General features: G+C 40.0%; 14 protein-coding genes. 13 read left to right on the forward strand and 1 reads right to left on the reverse strand.

Annotated features, from left to right (window positions below; translation table 11 throughout):
* Positions 1–108: 108 nt before the first annotated feature.
* The gene (locus EV211_RS08015) at positions 109–1566 is read right to left on the reverse strand and encodes a serine hydrolase domain-containing protein (protein WP_133528913.1); all 1458 of its coding nucleotides are present in this window, start codon (positions 1564–1566) and stop codon (positions 109–111) included.
* 254 nt (positions 1567–1820) lie between these two features.
* Here EV211_RS08015 and istA point away from each other — a divergent pair, with 254 nt between their 5' ends.
* The 13 genes from istA (at position 1821) to EV211_RS08080 (ending at position 18436) form a co-directional block, all read left to right on the forward strand.
* Positions 1821–3359, forward strand: coding sequence for an IS21 family transposase (gene istA, locus EV211_RS08020; protein WP_133528914.1), 1539 nt, complete (start codon positions 1821–1823; stop codon positions 3357–3359).
* Positions 3352–4149, forward strand: a complete 798-nt coding sequence (locus tag EV211_RS08025) for an ATP-binding protein (protein WP_133528915.1) — start codon at positions 3352–3354, stop codon at positions 4147–4149. Before istA ends, EV211_RS08025 begins: the two co-directional genes overlap by 8 nt.
* 326 nt (positions 4150–4475) lie before the next feature.
* A complete protein-coding gene (locus EV211_RS08030; RefSeq protein WP_133528916.1) occupies positions 4476–5870 on the forward strand; it encodes an APC family permease in 1395 nt (464 codons plus the stop codon).
* 17 nt (positions 5871–5887) lie between these two features.
* Complete coding sequence (locus EV211_RS08035; protein ID WP_133528917.1) at positions 5888–6928, forward strand: P1 family peptidase; 1041 nt, start codon at positions 5888–5890, stop codon at positions 6926–6928.
* Positions 6912–7715 (forward strand): M55 family metallopeptidase, encoded by an 804-nt coding sequence (locus EV211_RS08040; RefSeq protein ID WP_133528918.1) that lies wholly within the window; start codon positions 6912–6914, stop codon positions 7713–7715. Before EV211_RS08035 ends, EV211_RS08040 begins: the two co-directional genes overlap by 17 nt.
* A gap of 545 nt (positions 7716–8260) precedes the next feature.
* On the forward strand, positions 8261–9304 hold the full coding sequence (locus EV211_RS08045; RefSeq protein WP_133528919.1) for a DmpA family aminopeptidase: 1044 nt from the start codon (positions 8261–8263) through the stop codon (positions 9302–9304).
* Complete coding sequence (locus tag EV211_RS08050) at positions 9288–10010, forward strand: aspartate/glutamate racemase family protein (RefSeq protein WP_133528920.1); 723 nt, start codon at positions 9288–9290, stop codon at positions 10008–10010. The genes EV211_RS08045 and EV211_RS08050 overlap by 17 nt, the downstream gene beginning before the upstream one ends.
* 1 nt (position 10011) lies before the next feature.
* A complete protein-coding gene (locus EV211_RS08055; protein WP_133528921.1) occupies positions 10012–11640 on the forward strand; it encodes an amidohydrolase in 1629 nt (542 codons plus the stop codon).
* Positions 11627–12952 (forward strand): sigma-54 interaction domain-containing protein, encoded by a 1326-nt coding sequence (locus EV211_RS08060; protein ID WP_133528922.1) that lies wholly within the window; start codon positions 11627–11629, stop codon positions 12950–12952. The genes EV211_RS08055 and EV211_RS08060 overlap by 14 nt, the downstream gene beginning before the upstream one ends.
* The gene (locus tag EV211_RS08065; protein WP_133528923.1) at positions 12949–14325 is read left to right on the forward strand and encodes a sigma-54 interaction domain-containing protein; all 1377 of its coding nucleotides are present in this window, start codon (positions 12949–12951) and stop codon (positions 14323–14325) included. The genes EV211_RS08060 and EV211_RS08065 overlap by 4 nt, the downstream gene beginning before the upstream one ends.
* A 142-nt stretch (positions 14326–14467) precedes the next feature.
* Positions 14468–15265, forward strand: a complete 798-nt coding sequence (locus EV211_RS08070) for a M55 family metallopeptidase (RefSeq protein WP_133528924.1) — start codon at positions 14468–14470, stop codon at positions 15263–15265.
* Positions 15266–15309: 44 nt separating this feature from the next.
* On the forward strand, positions 15310–16719 hold the full coding sequence (locus EV211_RS08075) for an amino acid permease (protein WP_133528925.1): 1410 nt from the start codon (positions 15310–15312) through the stop codon (positions 16717–16719).
* A gap of 79 nt (positions 16720–16798) precedes the next feature.
* On the forward strand, positions 16799–18436 hold the full coding sequence (locus EV211_RS08080) for a M20/M25/M40 family metallo-hydrolase (protein WP_133528926.1): 1638 nt from the start codon (positions 16799–16801) through the stop codon (positions 18434–18436).
* Positions 18437–18443: the final 7 nt, after the last annotated feature.

Genomic DNA, 18443 nt, shown 5'->3' on the forward strand with positions numbered 1-18443 from the left:
TTTCAATTTCAATTATACTTGAAAGTGGAGCATTTGGCTCTATATTTTTTTGATCTCTCCAATTCTCTCTTTTACACCATTATACGGACACAATCTTGTGAAAGACTGTTATTGTACTTTGTGAAAGATGATATCATCTATAAGGGGCTCAAACCTTGCCTTTATTGCAATTGCTTCATTGTTTGTGTTAGTGATGAAGCTAAGAGGTAAATTATAGGATATAATATCCTCTTTAAAGTTCTTAATTTCATAAGGGCAAGATAAGAAGCTGTTTAGGGTGTATTCTCTTTGATTATATAGCATTAAAAGTTTATTCTGCTTTTTCTCAATTGTAAGTTCTCCATATCCGTTATTAAGGTATTTCCCTAAATAACTGGGATTTACTATTTTGTTAACGATAGGGTGCGCGTTAGGATAGCAATTCGCATATAAATCACAGTTGCAATCGTTGTAGGTTTCTGCTGTTACAATGGTATCTTTTCGAAATATTTTAACCCAATCTGTTTTTTTAGTATCTAAAAGACTATCTAGTATAGTGTAGGCTATGGTATGAAAAATGGGAACTGATGGCGAATGCAAGTTCATCATTAATGCAATTGCAATTTTAGGTTCAGGCAACACAATTTGAATAGCACTAAATCCCTCAATTTTGCCCATGTGCTTGATTAAATAATGATTCCTATACCATCCAGTTTGCCATCCCATAGCGTAGCCGTCGGTAGGAAACAAATTTATATCTACTCCAAGTGCATCATCATAGTCAATTTGCTTGCTACACATTTGCTTGAAAGTTTCTTTAGAAATCAATTGCTCGTCACCTGTTGTACAGCCATGATTAACTAAAAAAGTAAGCCATTTAGACATGTCTATCGCATTTGTGGAAACTGAGGCGGCGGGGGAAACGGAGTCCAAGTTCCAATATTTGAGTTCTGTAAGTCGATTGTTAATTATTTGATATGGTTTAGCAATATCAGTATCTGTAATGGTATTGCTATAAGCTGAATAAGTAGAATGCATTTCTAGCGGATCGAAGAGATACTTTTTTATTGCTTCAGGCCAAGGGAGAGCAGTAACTTTTTCTACTATAGCTCCTAGCACAGAGTACATTATGTTGCTATATTGAGCTTTTTCCCTGAATATTCCACTAGGCCTTAAATATTCGAAGCCATTTATAAAATCGGTAATGCTTTTCTGATTAGGCCAAATGGTATCGTGTCCACCGAGGCCACTCCGATGACACAGAATGTCACGAATTGTTAAATTAGTGGTAGCGTTTTGGTCAAATAACTTAAAACTTTCAATGTAATTAGTTATAGGAACATCATAATCTAATAATCCTTTATCTACAAGTATAGCTATAACGGCCGAGGTCATAGCTTTTGAACAAGATGCTATTATATAGTTTGTTGTACATTTGGATTCTATTCCGTTTTCAACGTCACTTATGCCAAAACTATTGTAATATGGTGTGCAGCCATTCTTTACAACAGCAATTGAAAGCGAAGGAACGCTCCAAAATTCCATTTCATCCTCAATAATTTGTGTACTAATATTCATTGTATTCATAACTTCTCCTCCTAAATATAGAATAAGTTGATGCAATAATTATACCAAGACGGCAAAACAGTTAAAAGGGTAATACCAACAAAATCGTTTACAAACTGTATATTACGGCATGAGAGACCCACTGTCACGGCATTTTAGAGCCACCGTCACGGCATTTCAGAGCCACTGTCACGGAGAGAGAGCCACTTGAGTAATAATCCGCTATAATGGTATCAGCACACGTATGTGTGACTATCATTAAGGAGGCGGTAATTATGATAAATTATCGAGAAATCCTAAGGTTGATAAACCTTGAATACACACAGCGGGAAATAGCCCGTAGCCTGCATTGTTCACGTAATACTGTCAGGGATGTATTGTATATCTCTAAAAGAGATGGCATCAAATGGCCTATTGACGATAACGTGACAAACAATGATCTGGCAAAACTCTTTCATCCTGAAGAATGTGAAGCAGGTCTGATCCGCAAGGAACCCAACTGTACATATTTGCATAAGGAACTTGCGAAAAAGAATGTAAATCTTACGCTCTTATGGAATGAATACTGCACTGAATGCTATACGAGCAACGACATTCCATACATGTACACGCAATTCTGTGAAAGGTATCGTCATTGGGCCAAACTCAGTAAGGCTACTATGCGTATCAAGCATAAACCCGGTGATGTCATGCAAGTAGACTGGGCAGGCGAAACTGTTCCGATATATGATATGGCGTGCGGCGAAGCACCTGCATATATCTTCGTAGCAGTATTGCCTTGCAGTTGCTATGCGTATGTCGAGGCCTGCTCTGATATGAAGTCGGAATCATGGCTCTTATGCCATGTGCACGCGTATTCATATTTTGGAGGCGTTACCAGATTGCTGATCCCTGATAACCTTAAAACAGGAGTTATCAGAAATACCAGATATGAAACACTTATCAACAAAAGCTACTATGAAATTGCCGAATACTATGATACAGCTATAGTTCCAGCCAGAGTAGCGCACCCTAAAGACAAAAGCCTCGCAGAAGGAACAGTGAAGTTTGCATCAACATGGATCATTGCAGCGCTCAGAAATCGTAGATTCTTTACACTCGGTGAAGTACAGCAAGCGGTAAAGGAAAAACTTGAGGAGCTCAATCGGATCCCGTTTAAAAAGCGGAAAGGAAACCGTTACACCGCATACATCGAAGAAGAGCGCGATTTTATGAAGCAGCTTCCTTTGGCGCCATATGAACCTGCAGTATGGTCCACTGCAAAGGTCCCACTTGATTATCTCATTTCTGACGGAAAAAACAAGTACTCTGTACCATTTGATCTGATCGGAAAAGATGTAGATATCCGACTGACAAGAAATATGGTCGAAGTATATTTTAACGGCGGACGTGTAGCTCTTCATCAAAGAAAGAGTAATCAGCTACGGGATCCAATAGTGGTACCCGAGCATATGCCTGAAGCACATAGAAAATACCTGTCGTACAATGCAGATGATTTTACATTATGGGCAGATTCTATAGGTAAAAGCACTTCTGAAGTGGTAGATCTGTTTCTTTTCTCCGGAAAAGAACCTGAACAGGGATTCAAAGCCTGCGCCAACTTAACTAAACTCTGTGAAAAATATGGATCAGAGAGATTTGAACTGGCTTGCGAACATGCTTTAAATTATGCTAAAACACCTACCGTCAGAATGATCACTGCGGCTTTAAAAAGCAGGCAACATACAGAAGACCATAGCGATACAAGTGAAAGCCATTATGGCATCACTCGTGGTGCTTCATATTATGCGAAGGAGGAGAATGCAGATGAGTAATCAATCTACTATTGAACTTCTTCGTGAAATGAAATTTTCATCGATGGCTTCCGAGTTTGTCTCGCAGCTTGAAGACCCAACTACATACAGTGATCTTGACTTCGAAGAACGTTTCTCGCTCCTGGTCGATGCGGAATGGAATCGAAGACGGAACAACAAACTCAATCGACTTATCAGGACTGCCAGATTTGCTACCCCAAGCGCTTCCATAGAAGAAGTCGAATATCATAAAGACAGAAAACTAAACAAGACCGAACTGACTCGTTTCGCCACCTGTCAGTACATAGATGACCATCACCACATCATACTGGAAGGCGCTTCCGGCAACGGCAAGACATACATTGCCTGCGCACTAGGTAATGCAGCCTGCAGAAGATTCAAGACAGTGCGTTACATACGTATGCCGGAATTGCTCGATGAGTTGAATGTAGCGAGGAACCTTGGGACATTCAAGAAGGCCGTTCGCACTTTCCACAAAGTCGATCTGTTGATACTGTATGAATGGCTGATCAGGACGATTTCCTCTCAGGAAGCGTATGACTTGCTTGAGATCATCGAATCACGTTGTGAGAGTGGCTCTATCATATTCTGCACTCAGTACGAGCCAAAAGGGTGGTATGAGCGCATAAATTCGAATAAGGATAATGATAGCCCGATTTCCGATGCTATCATGGACAGGATAATACATAATGCTTATGAAGTTATGATAGCCGGTCGGATATCAATGAGAGAACGGCATGGCCTCAAAGCTTCTGGTAATGCCATTACCGATGATGAGCAACCGGTTTAGACTGGAAAATATCTAAGAAAAAAGAGCCTTGTCATGGAGGGAAGTGGCTCTCTCTCCGTGACAGTGGCTCTGAAACGCCGAGACGGTGGCTCTATTTTGCCGTGACAGTGGGTCTCACGCGCCGTAATATACACAAACCAAAACAAAGAATAGTGTTTAAATGGTTTATATCCAATTAAACACAAAAAATAGTAATAGGAACCGTACAAGAATTAGCAACATAGCATGGTTTGCATAACTTTTCCTTTTGGCATTAGTTTTGCATTTATTGGATTAAGAATATTAATATTCAAATACGATTTAACAAAAGTGAGGAGAAAAAAATAATGAATAATAACAGTGAAAAGACTTCGAACGAAGGTTCTTTAAAGCGAGAGATCGGTCTTTTCGGTGGCATAAGTATTGTCGGTGGTATTATGATTGGATCAGGAATATTTTACCTCGGGTCTTATGTGTTGGAAAGAACTGGCATGTCAATGGGGTTAGCATTGCTTTGCTGGGTAATTGGTGGTGGAGTATCGCTGCTTGGTGGATTGTGCTTTGCGGAATTAGGTGCAGCTCGCCCCGCATCAGGAGGCATGGTTGTTTATCTTAATGAGGCATATCATCCCGTTGTTGGTTATATGTTTGGCTTTACTAGTTGGTTATTATCAGGTGCGGGATCGATATCTGCTATTGCGATAGCCTTGCCAACTATATTTAAAGGGTACTTTGAAATGTCAGAAATGACTATTAAAGTTATAGCAATAGTGTTAATAGTTGCCTTAACGTTGTATAATTGTCTTGGAATTAAACAAGGTACAGTACTGCAAAGTATTTCTATGGTAGCAAAAATAATACCTATTGTGGTTATTATTATGGCCGCGTTACTCAAAGGAGAAGTTAATCCGGATTTATCATTGACAAGTGCCAATGGAGATGCTAGTTTTGGTAGTATCATAGGGATGATAGCTTTTGCGACCGTTGCAACACTGTGGGCATATGAGGGATGGACAAATTTAAATTCGGTAGCAGAAGAGATGAAAAATCCAGCCAAGAATTTGCCTAGAGCATTAATAATAAGCATTGGCGCGATTACGCTGATATACACACTTTTCAACTTTGCTATTTACAAAGTGTTACCGTTTGATCAAGTGACTCAAATGATCAATGGTGGAGACTTATATCTTGGTACGGCTGTGGCAAAAACAGTATTTGGCGGAGTTGGAGGTATACTTGTTTTTTCTACGATGGTAATTGCAATGTTTAGTTCGCTAAATGGTATGATTATAGCATTCCCTAGAAACTACTATGCGATGGCAAGGGAGGGCCATTTCTTTAAGGCTTTTGGGCATATCAATCCAAAGACAAATGTGCCTACCGTCGCTTTGATAGCCCAAGCTGTCATAGCAAGTGTATTAGTGCTATTGAGAAATTTGGATCAGCTAACATCGTTGGTGGTTTTTGCAGGAATGATGTTTAATATGCTTACTGTAGTAGCAGTAATTGTTTACAGGAAGAGATACCCAGAACTTAAGCGTCCATATAGGGCATGGGGTTATCCTGTTACAGTAATCATAACTGCAGTAATATATACGGCTCTTATGATTAATACATTGGTTGAGGATCCTATTACAGCCCTTGTCGGGTTAGTTGTTCCAGCGTTAGGAGCAGTAGTATATTTTATATTTGATAGGAAATTAAAAGCTGAAAAGAAGGATCTAAGTGTAACTGAAGAATAGAAAGGCGTGATGAAATAATGGGTATACCAGAGAATAGTAACATTAAACTTAGAAATAAATTTAAAAAGGGAAAACGTAATCTAATAACAGATGTTCCAGGCGTAAAGGTGGGACAGATAACAAAAAAAGACAGTAATGCAGATATCCATACGGGGGTGACTACCATTATTCCAAGGGAGGAAAATGTATTTGAAAACAAGACCCTTGCTGGCACATCTGTAATCAATGGTTTTGGTAAAAGCGTAGGATTAATTCAAATTGACGAGCTTGGTACGATTGAGACTCCAATTGTAATGACAAATACTTTTGGTGTAGGTACTGCACTAAATGCCTTAACAAAATATATGCTAATGAATAATCCGGAAATCGGGGTGTCCACTGGTACAGTTAACTGCATTGTTACTGAGTGCAATGATGGTGAATTGAATGATATACGGGGAATGCATATATCTGAGCAGGATGTATTAGAGTCAATTGAAAACGCAAGCCTTGATTTTGATGAAGGCGATGTAGGCTCAGGAACAGGCATGATTTGCATGGAGATGAAAGGTGGAATAGGATCTGCATCCAGGGTTGTAAAATTTGATGGAAAAGAATATACGATTGGTGCTATACTGATGTCAAATTTTGGCATGGAAGGTAACCTAAGAATCGATGGTACACTAGCAGATAAAACGTATAAAAAGTGTAACAAACCAGAGCAAGGTTCCTGTATAATAATCATAGCAACCGATATACCATTAAATGAAAGGCAATTAAGAAGAGTGGCTAAAAGGGCAACAGTAGGGCTTGCAAGAACAGGATCATTTTTAGGGAACGGTAGTGGAGACATTGCAATAGCTTTTTCAAATGGTAATACAGTCCCTCATTTTTCCGATAGATGTATTCTAGATGTAAAGATGTTTAATGATGATAAAATTGACGATATTTTCGAGGCTACGGCCGAAACGGTAGAAGAGTGTGTAATAAGTTCATTATATCATGCTAATACTGTGGTTGGGATAAGAGATAAAAAAGTTCTATCATTAAAGGAGACTTATAATGAAAGTGTTCGTTAGCGCAGATATAGAGGGAATTGCGGGTGTTACTAGTTGGGACGAAACATTACCCGGTAGATTAGGGTATGAAGAAGCACAGATACAGATGAATAAAGAAGTAACTGCAGCATGTGATGCGGCGATTGAATTAGGATATGAAGTGGTAGTCAAAGACGGTCATGATGCAGGGTTAAACTTGCATCATGATAAGTTGCCTAAAAACGTTGAATTAATAAGAGGTTGGATGACAACCCCAGAGTCAATGATGGCAGGAATAGATGAAACCTACGATGCGGCAATCTATATTGGATATCATTCACCGGAAGGTTCTGACACTAGTTGCCTTGCACATACAATTGAGCATAGCGAGTTTAATTGGATTAAAATCAATAATAAAATAGCGTCAGAATTTACAATTAATAGAATTACGGCTGATTCATATCATGTCCCTTCAATATTTATTTCGGGTGATGAGGGAATCTGTAATTTGGCTAAGGAAGAGAGCCCGTCAATTGTATCGGTTACAACCAAAATTTCAACTGGTAATTCTACTTGGAATAAGCATCCGGAAGTTGTCACGAGAGAAATTTTTGAAGGCGTCAAAAATGCTCTTTTGATTAGGGAAAGTATTCCGATTATACCATTGGAATCGGAGTATAAGCTAACTATTAATTTTAAGGAACATGCAAAAGCAAAAAGGGCAGCATGGTATCCTGGAGTATCTAGGATTAATAGTCATATTGTGGAATATACTGCTACGACGCCACTTGAACTAAGGATTGCACAGATGTTTATGACGGGGCTTTAAATTTGTATGGATAACATGCATTTATTATTGCAAAAGTAATTTAGCAGTATATTACTGTGAATAACACAGAGATGGTGCTATGCTGTTTTAGATAGTTTGTAATACGCATACTGTGATATAGCAGATTATACGCAATTGAATAAAGCACAACGACTAGCCCCACGCCTTAAATGGAGTGGGGCATTCATTATGCGGTAATAAATTCTATCAATCTTTCATATATTTGCATCCACGAGTATCAGGGTTTGAACTACATGCCTTTTTAGGTGATGAAAGTGCCTTTGCATGATGCATATGGAAAAAACTACGGAGACAGGTACGTGTGCATGAAATTCCGAAACAAAAAGGTACGCATTTAGAAATCCGGTAACTAGAAATAAAAGCAAATATAATTATATAAAATATGATGAAGGCATATCTGAGATAATGAGAAGGAGTATGATTATTCTGCAGATATAAAATCATGAACGTACTATAATATTGAAGAATAATGTGGTATAGTAATGTATATTTATAGAAATAAATATAGTGAGGAGATGAAGCATATGGGATTACCTGAACTGTCAGGTCTGAACCTGCATTCCAAGTGGCCAGCAGGGCCTTTAAATCTTATTACAGATGTGCCTGGAGTCAAGGTGGGGCAGGTGACTTTGAAAGATCCTGTTCAGGACATCAATACTGGAGTGACTGTTGTGCTGCCACATGAAGGAAATATATTTAGAGATAAGGTCATGGCAGGAGCAAGCATAATAAATGGATTTGGCAAAAGCATCGGCTTGATCCAGTTAAAGGAACTGGGCACCATAGAAACACCTATAGTCATGACCAATACACTGAGCATAGGCACCGCTTTTACATCTCTTACAAAATATATGCTGAAGCAAAATCCTGATATAGGCGTGAAGACAGGTACTGTTAATTGCCTTGTAACAGAGTGCAATGACGGTAGGCTGAATGATATCAGGGGCTTGCATATAGAAGAAAAGCATATTATTGAGGCGATTGTTGACGCGGGCACAAAATTCGCAGAAGGCGCTGTGGGCGCAGGTACGGGCATGTGCTGCCTGGGTTTAAAGGGAGGTATAGGTTCGGCATCTCGCATTATCAAAGCAGATGGCAAGAAGTATACTGTTGGCGCTCTTGTAATGTCTAACTTCGGCGGTGCTGGAAACCTGGTCATTGGAGGCAAACATTATGATACTAAAGAAGCTGGTAAAGACCAAGGCTCTATAATAATACTGATAGCAACAGACTTGCCATTGTCGGAGAGGCAGTTGAACCGTGTATCTAAACGTGCAACTATTGCTTTGGCCCGGACTGGATCATATTGCGGTAATGGGAGTGGCGATATAGCAATAGCATTTACTACGGCTAATCGTGTACCTCATTACAGCAAAAGAAAAATACTTGAGTACAAGATGTTTGACGACGATTCCATAGATTTGGTATTTGAAAGCACAGTAGAAGCTGTGGAAGAGGCAGTTATCAGCTCTTTGTGGCATGCGGATTCGATTACAGGTATACGCGGCAAGCAAGCCATGGGGTTACAGGATTTTTTGAAAGGCAGTATAAATGAAGACGATAAATAGTGACGATAAGATGATTGGTGTCATAGGCGGTATGGGCCCTATGGCGAGCCAGTTGTTTTATAAAATGGTCACAGAATTGACGGTAGCTGATTCTGATCAAGAACATGTTAAAATGCTGATTTTAAGTGATACACAGATGCCGGATAGGACCAAAGCTATACTTAGTGGAAATACTGATGATGTCACTCGACGCATGCTGTCAGATGCAATTTTGTTGCAAAGCGCAGGCTGTTCCGCAATTGCTGTCACCTGCAATACAGCTCACTATTTTGTAGATATAATTCAGGAGAAAATCAGCATTCCATTCATTCATATGATAAATGATACTGCGTCGTATTTGGGAGAAATATGCAGCGGAGATAAAATAGCCATCCTTGCTACAGACGGAACTATAGAGATCGGAGCATATCAGAAAGCTCTGCTAAAAGAAGGCCTTGAACCCTACGTTTTAAGTGATGAAGGACAGAGAAATGTAATGTATGAGATATATGATTGTATCAAAAGCGGTAATGCTTGCGATACCACTATTTGGAAGAAAATAGAGAAGGAAGTCCTAGGAACTGGTTGTTCCAAGGCTATAATGGGCTGCACTGAATTGTCGATAATAAAAAAGGATGAATCATTGGGTGAAATGTATGTGGATCCCATGGAAATTTTGGCAAGGAGAGTTATAGAATTCACCGGCCATAAAGTAAAAGAGGTGTAACATGGAAAAGGTATTATTCAATGCAAAAGTTTACGTTGAGAAAGGCGATTATCGCCAGGCGGTACTTATTGAAGATGACTTGATCAAAGCAGTAGGATCGGATGAAAAAATACTGTCTATGAGTAAAGCTGAAGCGGAGGTTATAGACTGTAAAGGAAGGACTCTGATACCTGGGCTGAATGATTCGCATTTGCATTTCATGCAGTTTGGCGAGACGAGAAACCAAGCAGTCATAGAAGACGCAGAGTCCATCGAAGAGATGATTGACATCTGCAGGAGGTTCGCAGAGGAGCATCCTGATAGCGTTAGGCATGGTATGCATGCAATTGGTTGGAATCAGGACAATTTTACTAATGGCAGCGGGTTACCGGATAGGCATGATCTCGATAAGATAAGCACCGAATATCCTATAGTGCTGGAAAGAGTATGCGGACATATTGTATCAACTAATACAAAACTAATTGATATGCTGAAAATGGATAGAGATAAAGGAAGATTCAAGGATGGAGACTTTTTAGTAGGTGATGATGGGAAACCAAATGGCATTTTCACGGGTAATGGGTGTAATGTAGCTAAGAATATAGTGCCTGATTTTACTATGGAACAGCGCAGGAGAATTATGCTTGAGACTATGGATTATGCTGTAAGGCATGGATTAACAAGTGTTCAAAGCAATGATGTGGGAACTACTTTCATGAATGGCCCTGCTGCTTTTCACATGTTACACGACATTTATGATAAGGGAGAGGCAAAATTAAGGTATAGACATCAGGTATGCTTTAATGATTTGGAACAGTTTAAGGAGTATCTCGAATCTGGCGAGTTTGCCTGCGGCGACTACCCGAAAGATTCATGGCTAACTTTAGGACCGCTTAAGCTGTTTAAGGATGGAAGCCTTGGAGCTAGAACAGCCTTAGTAAGAGATGGTTATGTTGGTGATATGAATAATCATGGACTCGAATGGATCACTAGCGAAGACATGGATGCTTATTGCAAACTGGCTAGGGAATATGGTCTACAAGTGGTTACACATGCCATTGGAGATGAGGCGCTGCGAAAGACGATAGATTCCTATGAAAAAGCTTTTGTCGATGGTGAAAATAAGTTGCGACACGGGTTGATTCATTGTCAGATAACGGACGAAGAACTTTTGGATAGAATAGCCAGAGAAGATATTCTTGTTTTTGCTCAACCAGTGTTCATAGATTATGACATGAAAATCGTTGAGAAACTTGTTGGGGAATCTTTAGCTTCAACATCCTATGCCTTCGGGTCGATTATTCAGAAAGGCGCACATTTATCTTACGGCACAGATTGCCCGGTTGAAGACTGTAACCCTTTTCCGAATATCTATCATGCTGTTACGCGTAAGAATAAGGCCGGGATGCCTGAAGAAGGCTTCTACTCAAAAGAGTGCGTAGATATTGAAACTGCAATAGATGCCTATACATACGAGAGTGCATATGACGAATTTATGGAAGACGTAAAGGGAAGAATCATGCCGGGGTATTATGCTGACATGGTGCTGCTGGACAAAGATATATTTACTGTGGATCCGATAGAAATCAAGGATATTCTGCCTGTAATGACCATAGTAGGCGGCAAGGAGGAGTACATTGCTGAATGCTGACAAGTATGTTGATTTTGTCATAATAGATAAGAACCACGAGATATTCTTTGCCGATGTAGCTAACGCCGAATACCTGTATGAGGGGGCAAAGGATCTGTCTGGATTAAAACTGAAAGATGTCATTACGGATATTACAGATGACTATCCGTTGCTACGTGCTGTGGACAAAGGTGAAACTTTTGAGCATTTTGAAGCTGACGTAACTGATGCCAATAGCCATAGCATAACTATCGAAGGCGCGGCATATCCTGTGTTTAGAGAAGGTGAACCGGTAATGGCAATACAGTTCAGCGATTTTTTCTATGAAAGAAAGGATATTGCAAGGATATACGATCAGGTGGAGAACACTTTTTACAGAGCTAATAACACCAAATATATCCTAGGGGACATAATAACTGCAGATTCGCATATGAACGATATTAAGGGGAGACTGCAAGAGTTCGCTTTATCTGACGCAAATGTTTTGATTTATGGTGCAACGGGTACTGGAAAGGAACTTGTTGCACAGGCGATACATAATTGCAGTAAAAGATTCGCAGAAGTTTTTGTATCACAAAATTGTGGTGCTATTCCCGAAAACCTTTTGGAAGGTATACTGTTCGGGACTGTCAAAGGGAGTTTTACAGGAGCTGAGGACAAAGCCGGGATCTTTGAACTGGCAGAGGGCGGAACTGTATTTTTGGATGAAATCAATTCTCTTAGCACTAGTATGCAGACGAAAATATTGAGAGCTGTAGAAAGTAAAATCATCAGAAGAGTAGGATCTTTGAAAGAAAAGAAGATCAATGTTCGCATAATAGCGGCTACGAACGAACGGCCAGAAGATTTGCTTAGCGAGCATAGGCTCAAGCCAGACTTGTATTACAGGTTAGCGGTTATTTATGTTGAATTACCGCCTCTATGTGAGAGAAAGGGTGATGTGCCACTTCTGATAAACTTCTTTATTGACTACTTCAACAGATGGACTAATTCTAATGTAGGTAGACCGACTGAAGAAGTAATGAAAGTTTTGGAGGCTTATTCCTGGCCGGGAAATGTTAGAGAGTTACGAAATCTTATGGAAAGTATTTTCGCACTTAGTGATAATGACAAGATTACAATTGATGATGTCCCGGATCATATACTTGATTCAGCTTCAACAGGTGAAAACTCTGTTGAGCGGGATGGGCTACTTGGAAGGATGAGATGCCTTGAAACTAATATAGTATCGCAGCAATACATGGAGGATGGCGGAAGCCTGAAGATGGCGGCCGAACATCTGGGCATTAGCAAACAGTTGCTTAGATATAAACTGAACAGGCAGGTGAGATGATGACCACGAGATATAGGGGAAAAATAGTCAACGATATAATGCTTGTCGATGAAGAAGGCAAAGTTGAGTATTCCAATGTTAAAATACCTGAGTTTTTCGATTTGAAGCCAGAAGAAATGATTGGGCAAACCGTTCCGGAACTTTATGAAAATCTTGATAATGAGACAAGCACTCTTGAAGTTGCCGTTATACAAGGTAAAGAGACCTTAGGCATTACGCAGGAACTCCATACCAGGGGAGGTAAACGAGTCAAGCAGACAAGTGATACTCTACTGATAAAAGACGGGGATAAAATAGCAGGCGCTATGGAAATTACATATTATTATGATGAAAAGAAGGACGTATTGCGAGAAAATGATCCTGGAATCTATTGTAATCTGGATGATTTAAGAGGGTATACTGTTGATGATATTGTTGGAGAATCACCTAAGATGTTGCTCATCAAGACTAAAATCGCTAAGATAGCTGATCTGAGTGCACCGATACTGATCACCGGGGAGACGGGTACAGGCAAAGAACTGCTGGCGCATGTAATCCACAACGCGGGCAGATGTAAGACTAAACCGTTTGTGTATCTCAATTGTAATGCCATTCCTGAAAGTTTACTGGAAGGTATACTATTTGGTGTAGAAAAGGGCAGTTATACTGATGCGGTCGAGAGTAGAGGGATGTTCAGAATGGCTGATAGAGGGACATTGTTTATTGATGAAATCGATACTATGCCATTATCGGTACAGGGGAAACTGCTGAAGGCTATAGAAGACAAGAGAGTCAGGCCCATAGGTGGAGATAGAGAGTATACATTTAATGTCAGGATAATAGCATCATGCAACCATTCAGCATCGGATATAATAAATAGCAAAGATATAAGGCAAGATTTCTACTACAGGCTTGCGGTTATCCAGCTGGAACTGCCGCCACTTCGTCAACGCAATGAAGATGCATTGTTGATTGCAAAATACTATCTGGGATTATATAACAAGGCAGGGAACAGCAGGAAATCATTTACGAGAGATGCAGAGAAGTATTTCGCTGAAAGTACATGGCTTGGAAATATAAGAGAAGTAAAGAATGCGGTCGAAATGCTTTACTATCAGAGCAATGGAGAATCTATAGGTTATGAGGATATAATTGGAATCATGAGGAACACGGTCTTTAGCGAACAAAAGACAGCATCAGAAGAAACGGTAATTAGAGATTATACAGAATTTCTTGAAAGTGGCTGTTCTCTTAAAGAGTTTATGGATGGAGAAGAAAAGAGGATTGTGATGACGGCTTTGAACGATAATAATGGATCAGTAATCAAGGCAGCTGAAGATTTAAAAATATCTCCCCAGCTTTTGAGACAAAAAATCCGCAAATATGAAATATAATTTTACATAAAATATTTTTCTTTTATATTGCATTCAGGGAACTTTGAAAATGTTCAAAGTTCCCTGAATTTGTATAAAAATACATGTGGCATGGTTCTTGCGTTTAACATATTATATAACATTATTAGAGGAGTAAATAGTAATGAGAGTATTTATCAGTGCGGACATAGAAGGTATAACGGGCGTTACCAGATGGGAAGAAACCCGATATGGTGGACAAGGATACGCAGAAGCCTGTATGCAAATGACCAAGGAAACTGCAGCTGCATGTAAAGCGGCGCAAGATATGGGTTATGAAGTCGTGGTCAAAGATGGGCATGAAGATGCAGTCAATATAGATATGAACGGTATGCCTAGAGGGGTTGAGATGATTCGAGGGTGGCGTTGTTCTCCCGCTGCAATGATGGGCGGACTGGATGAAAGCTTTCAGGCTGCTATATACATTGGGTATCATGCACCGGAAGGTTCTGACGGCAGCCCTTTAGCTCATACTGTAGAGCATGGATGGTTTAACTGGATCAAAATAAATGACTGTCTGGCATCGGAGTTTACCCTAAACGCATTATGGGCCGTGGCTTACAAAGTACCATCTGTATTTATCTCTGGTGATAAGTGTATATGCGAACAGGCTAAAACCATTTGCGAGGATATAGTAACTGTGGCAACTAAAGATGGAACGGGTAATTCCACATGGAGTAAACATCCTATGGATGTTATAGATAGTATATATGAAGGAGTACAAGAGGCTCTGAACGGGAGTCATAATCTCATATGTTTGGAGAATGAATATAAGATGGATATCTGTTTTAAAGAGCATCAGAGGGCCAGAGCAGCGTCATGGTATCCTGGTACTACTTTAATTAATCCTACAACTGTATCTTATACAGCTAAGGATCCTATCGAGCTTATCACGGCCAAAATGTTTATGACCGAGATTTGATATTATCATATTCGTTATTATTTTACTATTTCAGGAGGTTTGTAATGAGTGAAAAGAAGACTTCCATCGAACGAGTGATGGAAAAGAGTCAAGGTTTGCAGAGAACTATGCCGACTAAGGCAGCAGTTATGACAGGCGTAGGTGGCACAATAGGTACAGGACTGTTTCTAAGTTCAGGCGATGTAATTGCCACTGCCGGGCCAGGCGGAGCCATAGTGATGTATATCATAGGTGGTTTCATAGCGTGGTTAATGACAACATGCTTGGGGGAAATGTCCGCAGCTATGCCGGTATCAGGTAGTTTACAGGCATATTCAACGGAATTTGTTAGCCCTGCTATGGGATTCACTATAGGCTGGGTAAACTGGATCGGCGGCGCGATGACAATAACAGCGCAGGTCGTGGCATCAGCAATTATAATGAGAGACATAATACCAAATTCAAAAGTATGGGTTTGGATCGTATTGTTCTCACTATTATTGTTCGGCGTTAACATGTTGGACGCAAAAATATTTGGCACTATTTCATTCTGGTGCTCATCTATCAAGATCATTATGATAGTTGCATTTATCATAGTAGGAGCGGCTATGATGGGAGGCATAGGAACAGATCAAGCTGTAGGATTTTCTAATTTCAGTCAGGGTGCTTTCCCTACAGGAATAGCCGGTATGGCAGCGGTAGTACTAACATCGTTTTATGCTTACGCAGGAACTGAAGTGGTAGCGTCCACAGCAGGTGAAATTAAGGATGAAAATAAGATGGGTACGGCAATCAATACGACCCTCGTAGTACTCATATGTGCTACTGTGGTCAGCATAGCTATAGTAGCCGCAATGCTTCCGTGGCAGCAGGCTAATGTACTCGGCAGCCCGTTTGTATATGTATTCAGAAATGCTGGTATGAATAATTCGGCTCTCATTGTAAATATAGTTGTATTGACTTCTGCTTTGACATCAGGTAATTACTTTACTTATGCATGCGCTAGGTACTTATGGTCAATGTCAAAATTCAAGCAGGCACCAAAATACTTTGCTAAGACAAATAAGAGTGGGGTCCCTATAAGGGCGCTAACTATCAGTATGCTATTTGCTATGGTAGGAATAGTTGCACAGTTTGTAGCTGAAGATTCAGTATATCTGTTCATCGTTTACTTCATAGGGTGTGCTAATATATTTATGTATACGGTAATATGCGTATCAGAATTCAATTTCAGAAAACGTTATGTTGCTGAAGGTGGAAAGGTAGAAGACCTGAAATATAAGGTCGCTAGCTATCCACTGGTACCTATTTTGGGAATAATAGCATTTATGCTGATGCTGGTAGCTACAATTTCAGATCCAAGTCAAAGGGTCGGAGTATATGTTTGCGTACCATGTTATTTGGCAATCTACATTGCAGCTCACTTCTATGTTAAAAAGCATGGAGATGTCACTGCAGCAAATATAGATATGTAAATAATTATTGCTGTCATTGAGGAGGCAGCAGATTCTGCCTCCTCCAATAGTGTTTTTCGCTGGGAAGGATTGGAAGACAATGATAGATAAAAAAAGATTGTATGATAACATGAAACGCTTGGTGGAGGTCCCAAGTGTATCAGGTACGGATCAGGAAATTCAAGGAGCATATAAGCTTCAGGAAATATTGCTTGAAATACCATATTTTCAAGAGCATAAGGACAATGTCAAGTTAGTTCCTTTATATAATGATCCCCTTAACAGGGTCATAGTCACAGCATACTTGGAGTGCTGTCCCAATAGTAAAAAAACTGTAATTCTAACAGGACATTACGATGTAGTGGATGTAGAAGAATTCGGTAATTTGCAGGATGATGCGTATGATGTTGAGAAAATCTCTAAGGAAATGGAAAAACTTGCTTTAGATGAGGACGCAGAAAAAGACTATAAAAGCGGAGAGTGGCTATTTGGCAGAGGAACTGCCGACATGAAATTTGGCCACGCTATGTGCATGGAACTATTGCGTTATTTTTCGGAAAAAGGAGACATCAAAGGAAACATTCTATATACGGCAGTTTGCGGAGAGGAGACCAATTCAGAAGGCATGCTGAGAGCCGTACCATTCTTTAATCAGATGACTGAGGAGAAAGGCCTTGACTATCAGGCGTTGCTTCTGACTGAGTGCTATACAGTCGATGATAAAGCAAAGGAAGATACTCGTTATATGCATATGGGAGCATCGGGTAAGATCATGCCGATGTTCTTCTTTGCCGGAGAATCGACTCATGGAGAGGCACCGTTTATGGGTATGGATCCGAATTTACTGTCGGCTGAGTTGTTTACAAGAATGACAATGGATGTAGATTTCTGTCAGTCGGCTAGAGGGGAGTCTACACCACCGCCAGTATGCTTGAAGAACCAGGATCTGAAAACGACTTATTCGGTTTCGACGCCTATGTATGCGGCTTCATACTATAATGTAATCACCGTGGACCTGAATCCGGAAGAAGCCATGGAAAAACTGAAGAAGATTGCATATGATAGTTTTGAAGCAGCTAATGTTGTCTATGATGACAGAGCATTAGCCTATGAGAAAAAATTCGGAGTTAGCCCTCAGAGACATAGACCTACGCCTTGTGTAAAGACTTTTAGCCAGATATCAGAGGAGGCAAGAAAGCATTACGAGGGCAACTATGATGAGTATGTCGGCGGATTGATCAAAGGCTGGCAGGCAGAGAAGCTGGAAATGCAGGATATAGCAATAAAGGCGGTCAAGAGGATATATGAATTGTCCGGAAATAATAAACCGACAATAGTTATCTCTATAATTCCGCCATATTATCCAGATGTATATCCTGATACTACAGATCCAAAAGTGAAGAATCTACTAGCGTGCATGGATGATGTAATGGATTACGCCATGAGCGAGTACAACACCAAGTTGGAAGAACGCGACTATTATATGGGTCTGTCAGACTTGAGTTATACCGGACTTGATGGGTCGAAGAATTTCGATGACCTGTTTAAGAATGTGGTAGGAGTAAATCAGATGTATTCGCTACCTGAGGATGATTTGAAAAAATTTGTTGTCCCGGGCATTGTCCTCGGAGGCTACGGTAAAGATTTTCACAAGAGTACTGAAAGGTTGAACAAAAAATACAACTTTGAAATACTCCCGTATCTGTACATCCATCTGATAAAATCATTACTGAAGTAGAGGGAGA

The sequence above is a fragment of the Aminicella lysinilytica genome (genome assembly GCF_004362975.1).
Lineage (GTDB): Bacteria > Bacillota > Clostridia > Peptostreptococcales > Anaerovoracaceae > Aminicella > Aminicella lysinilytica.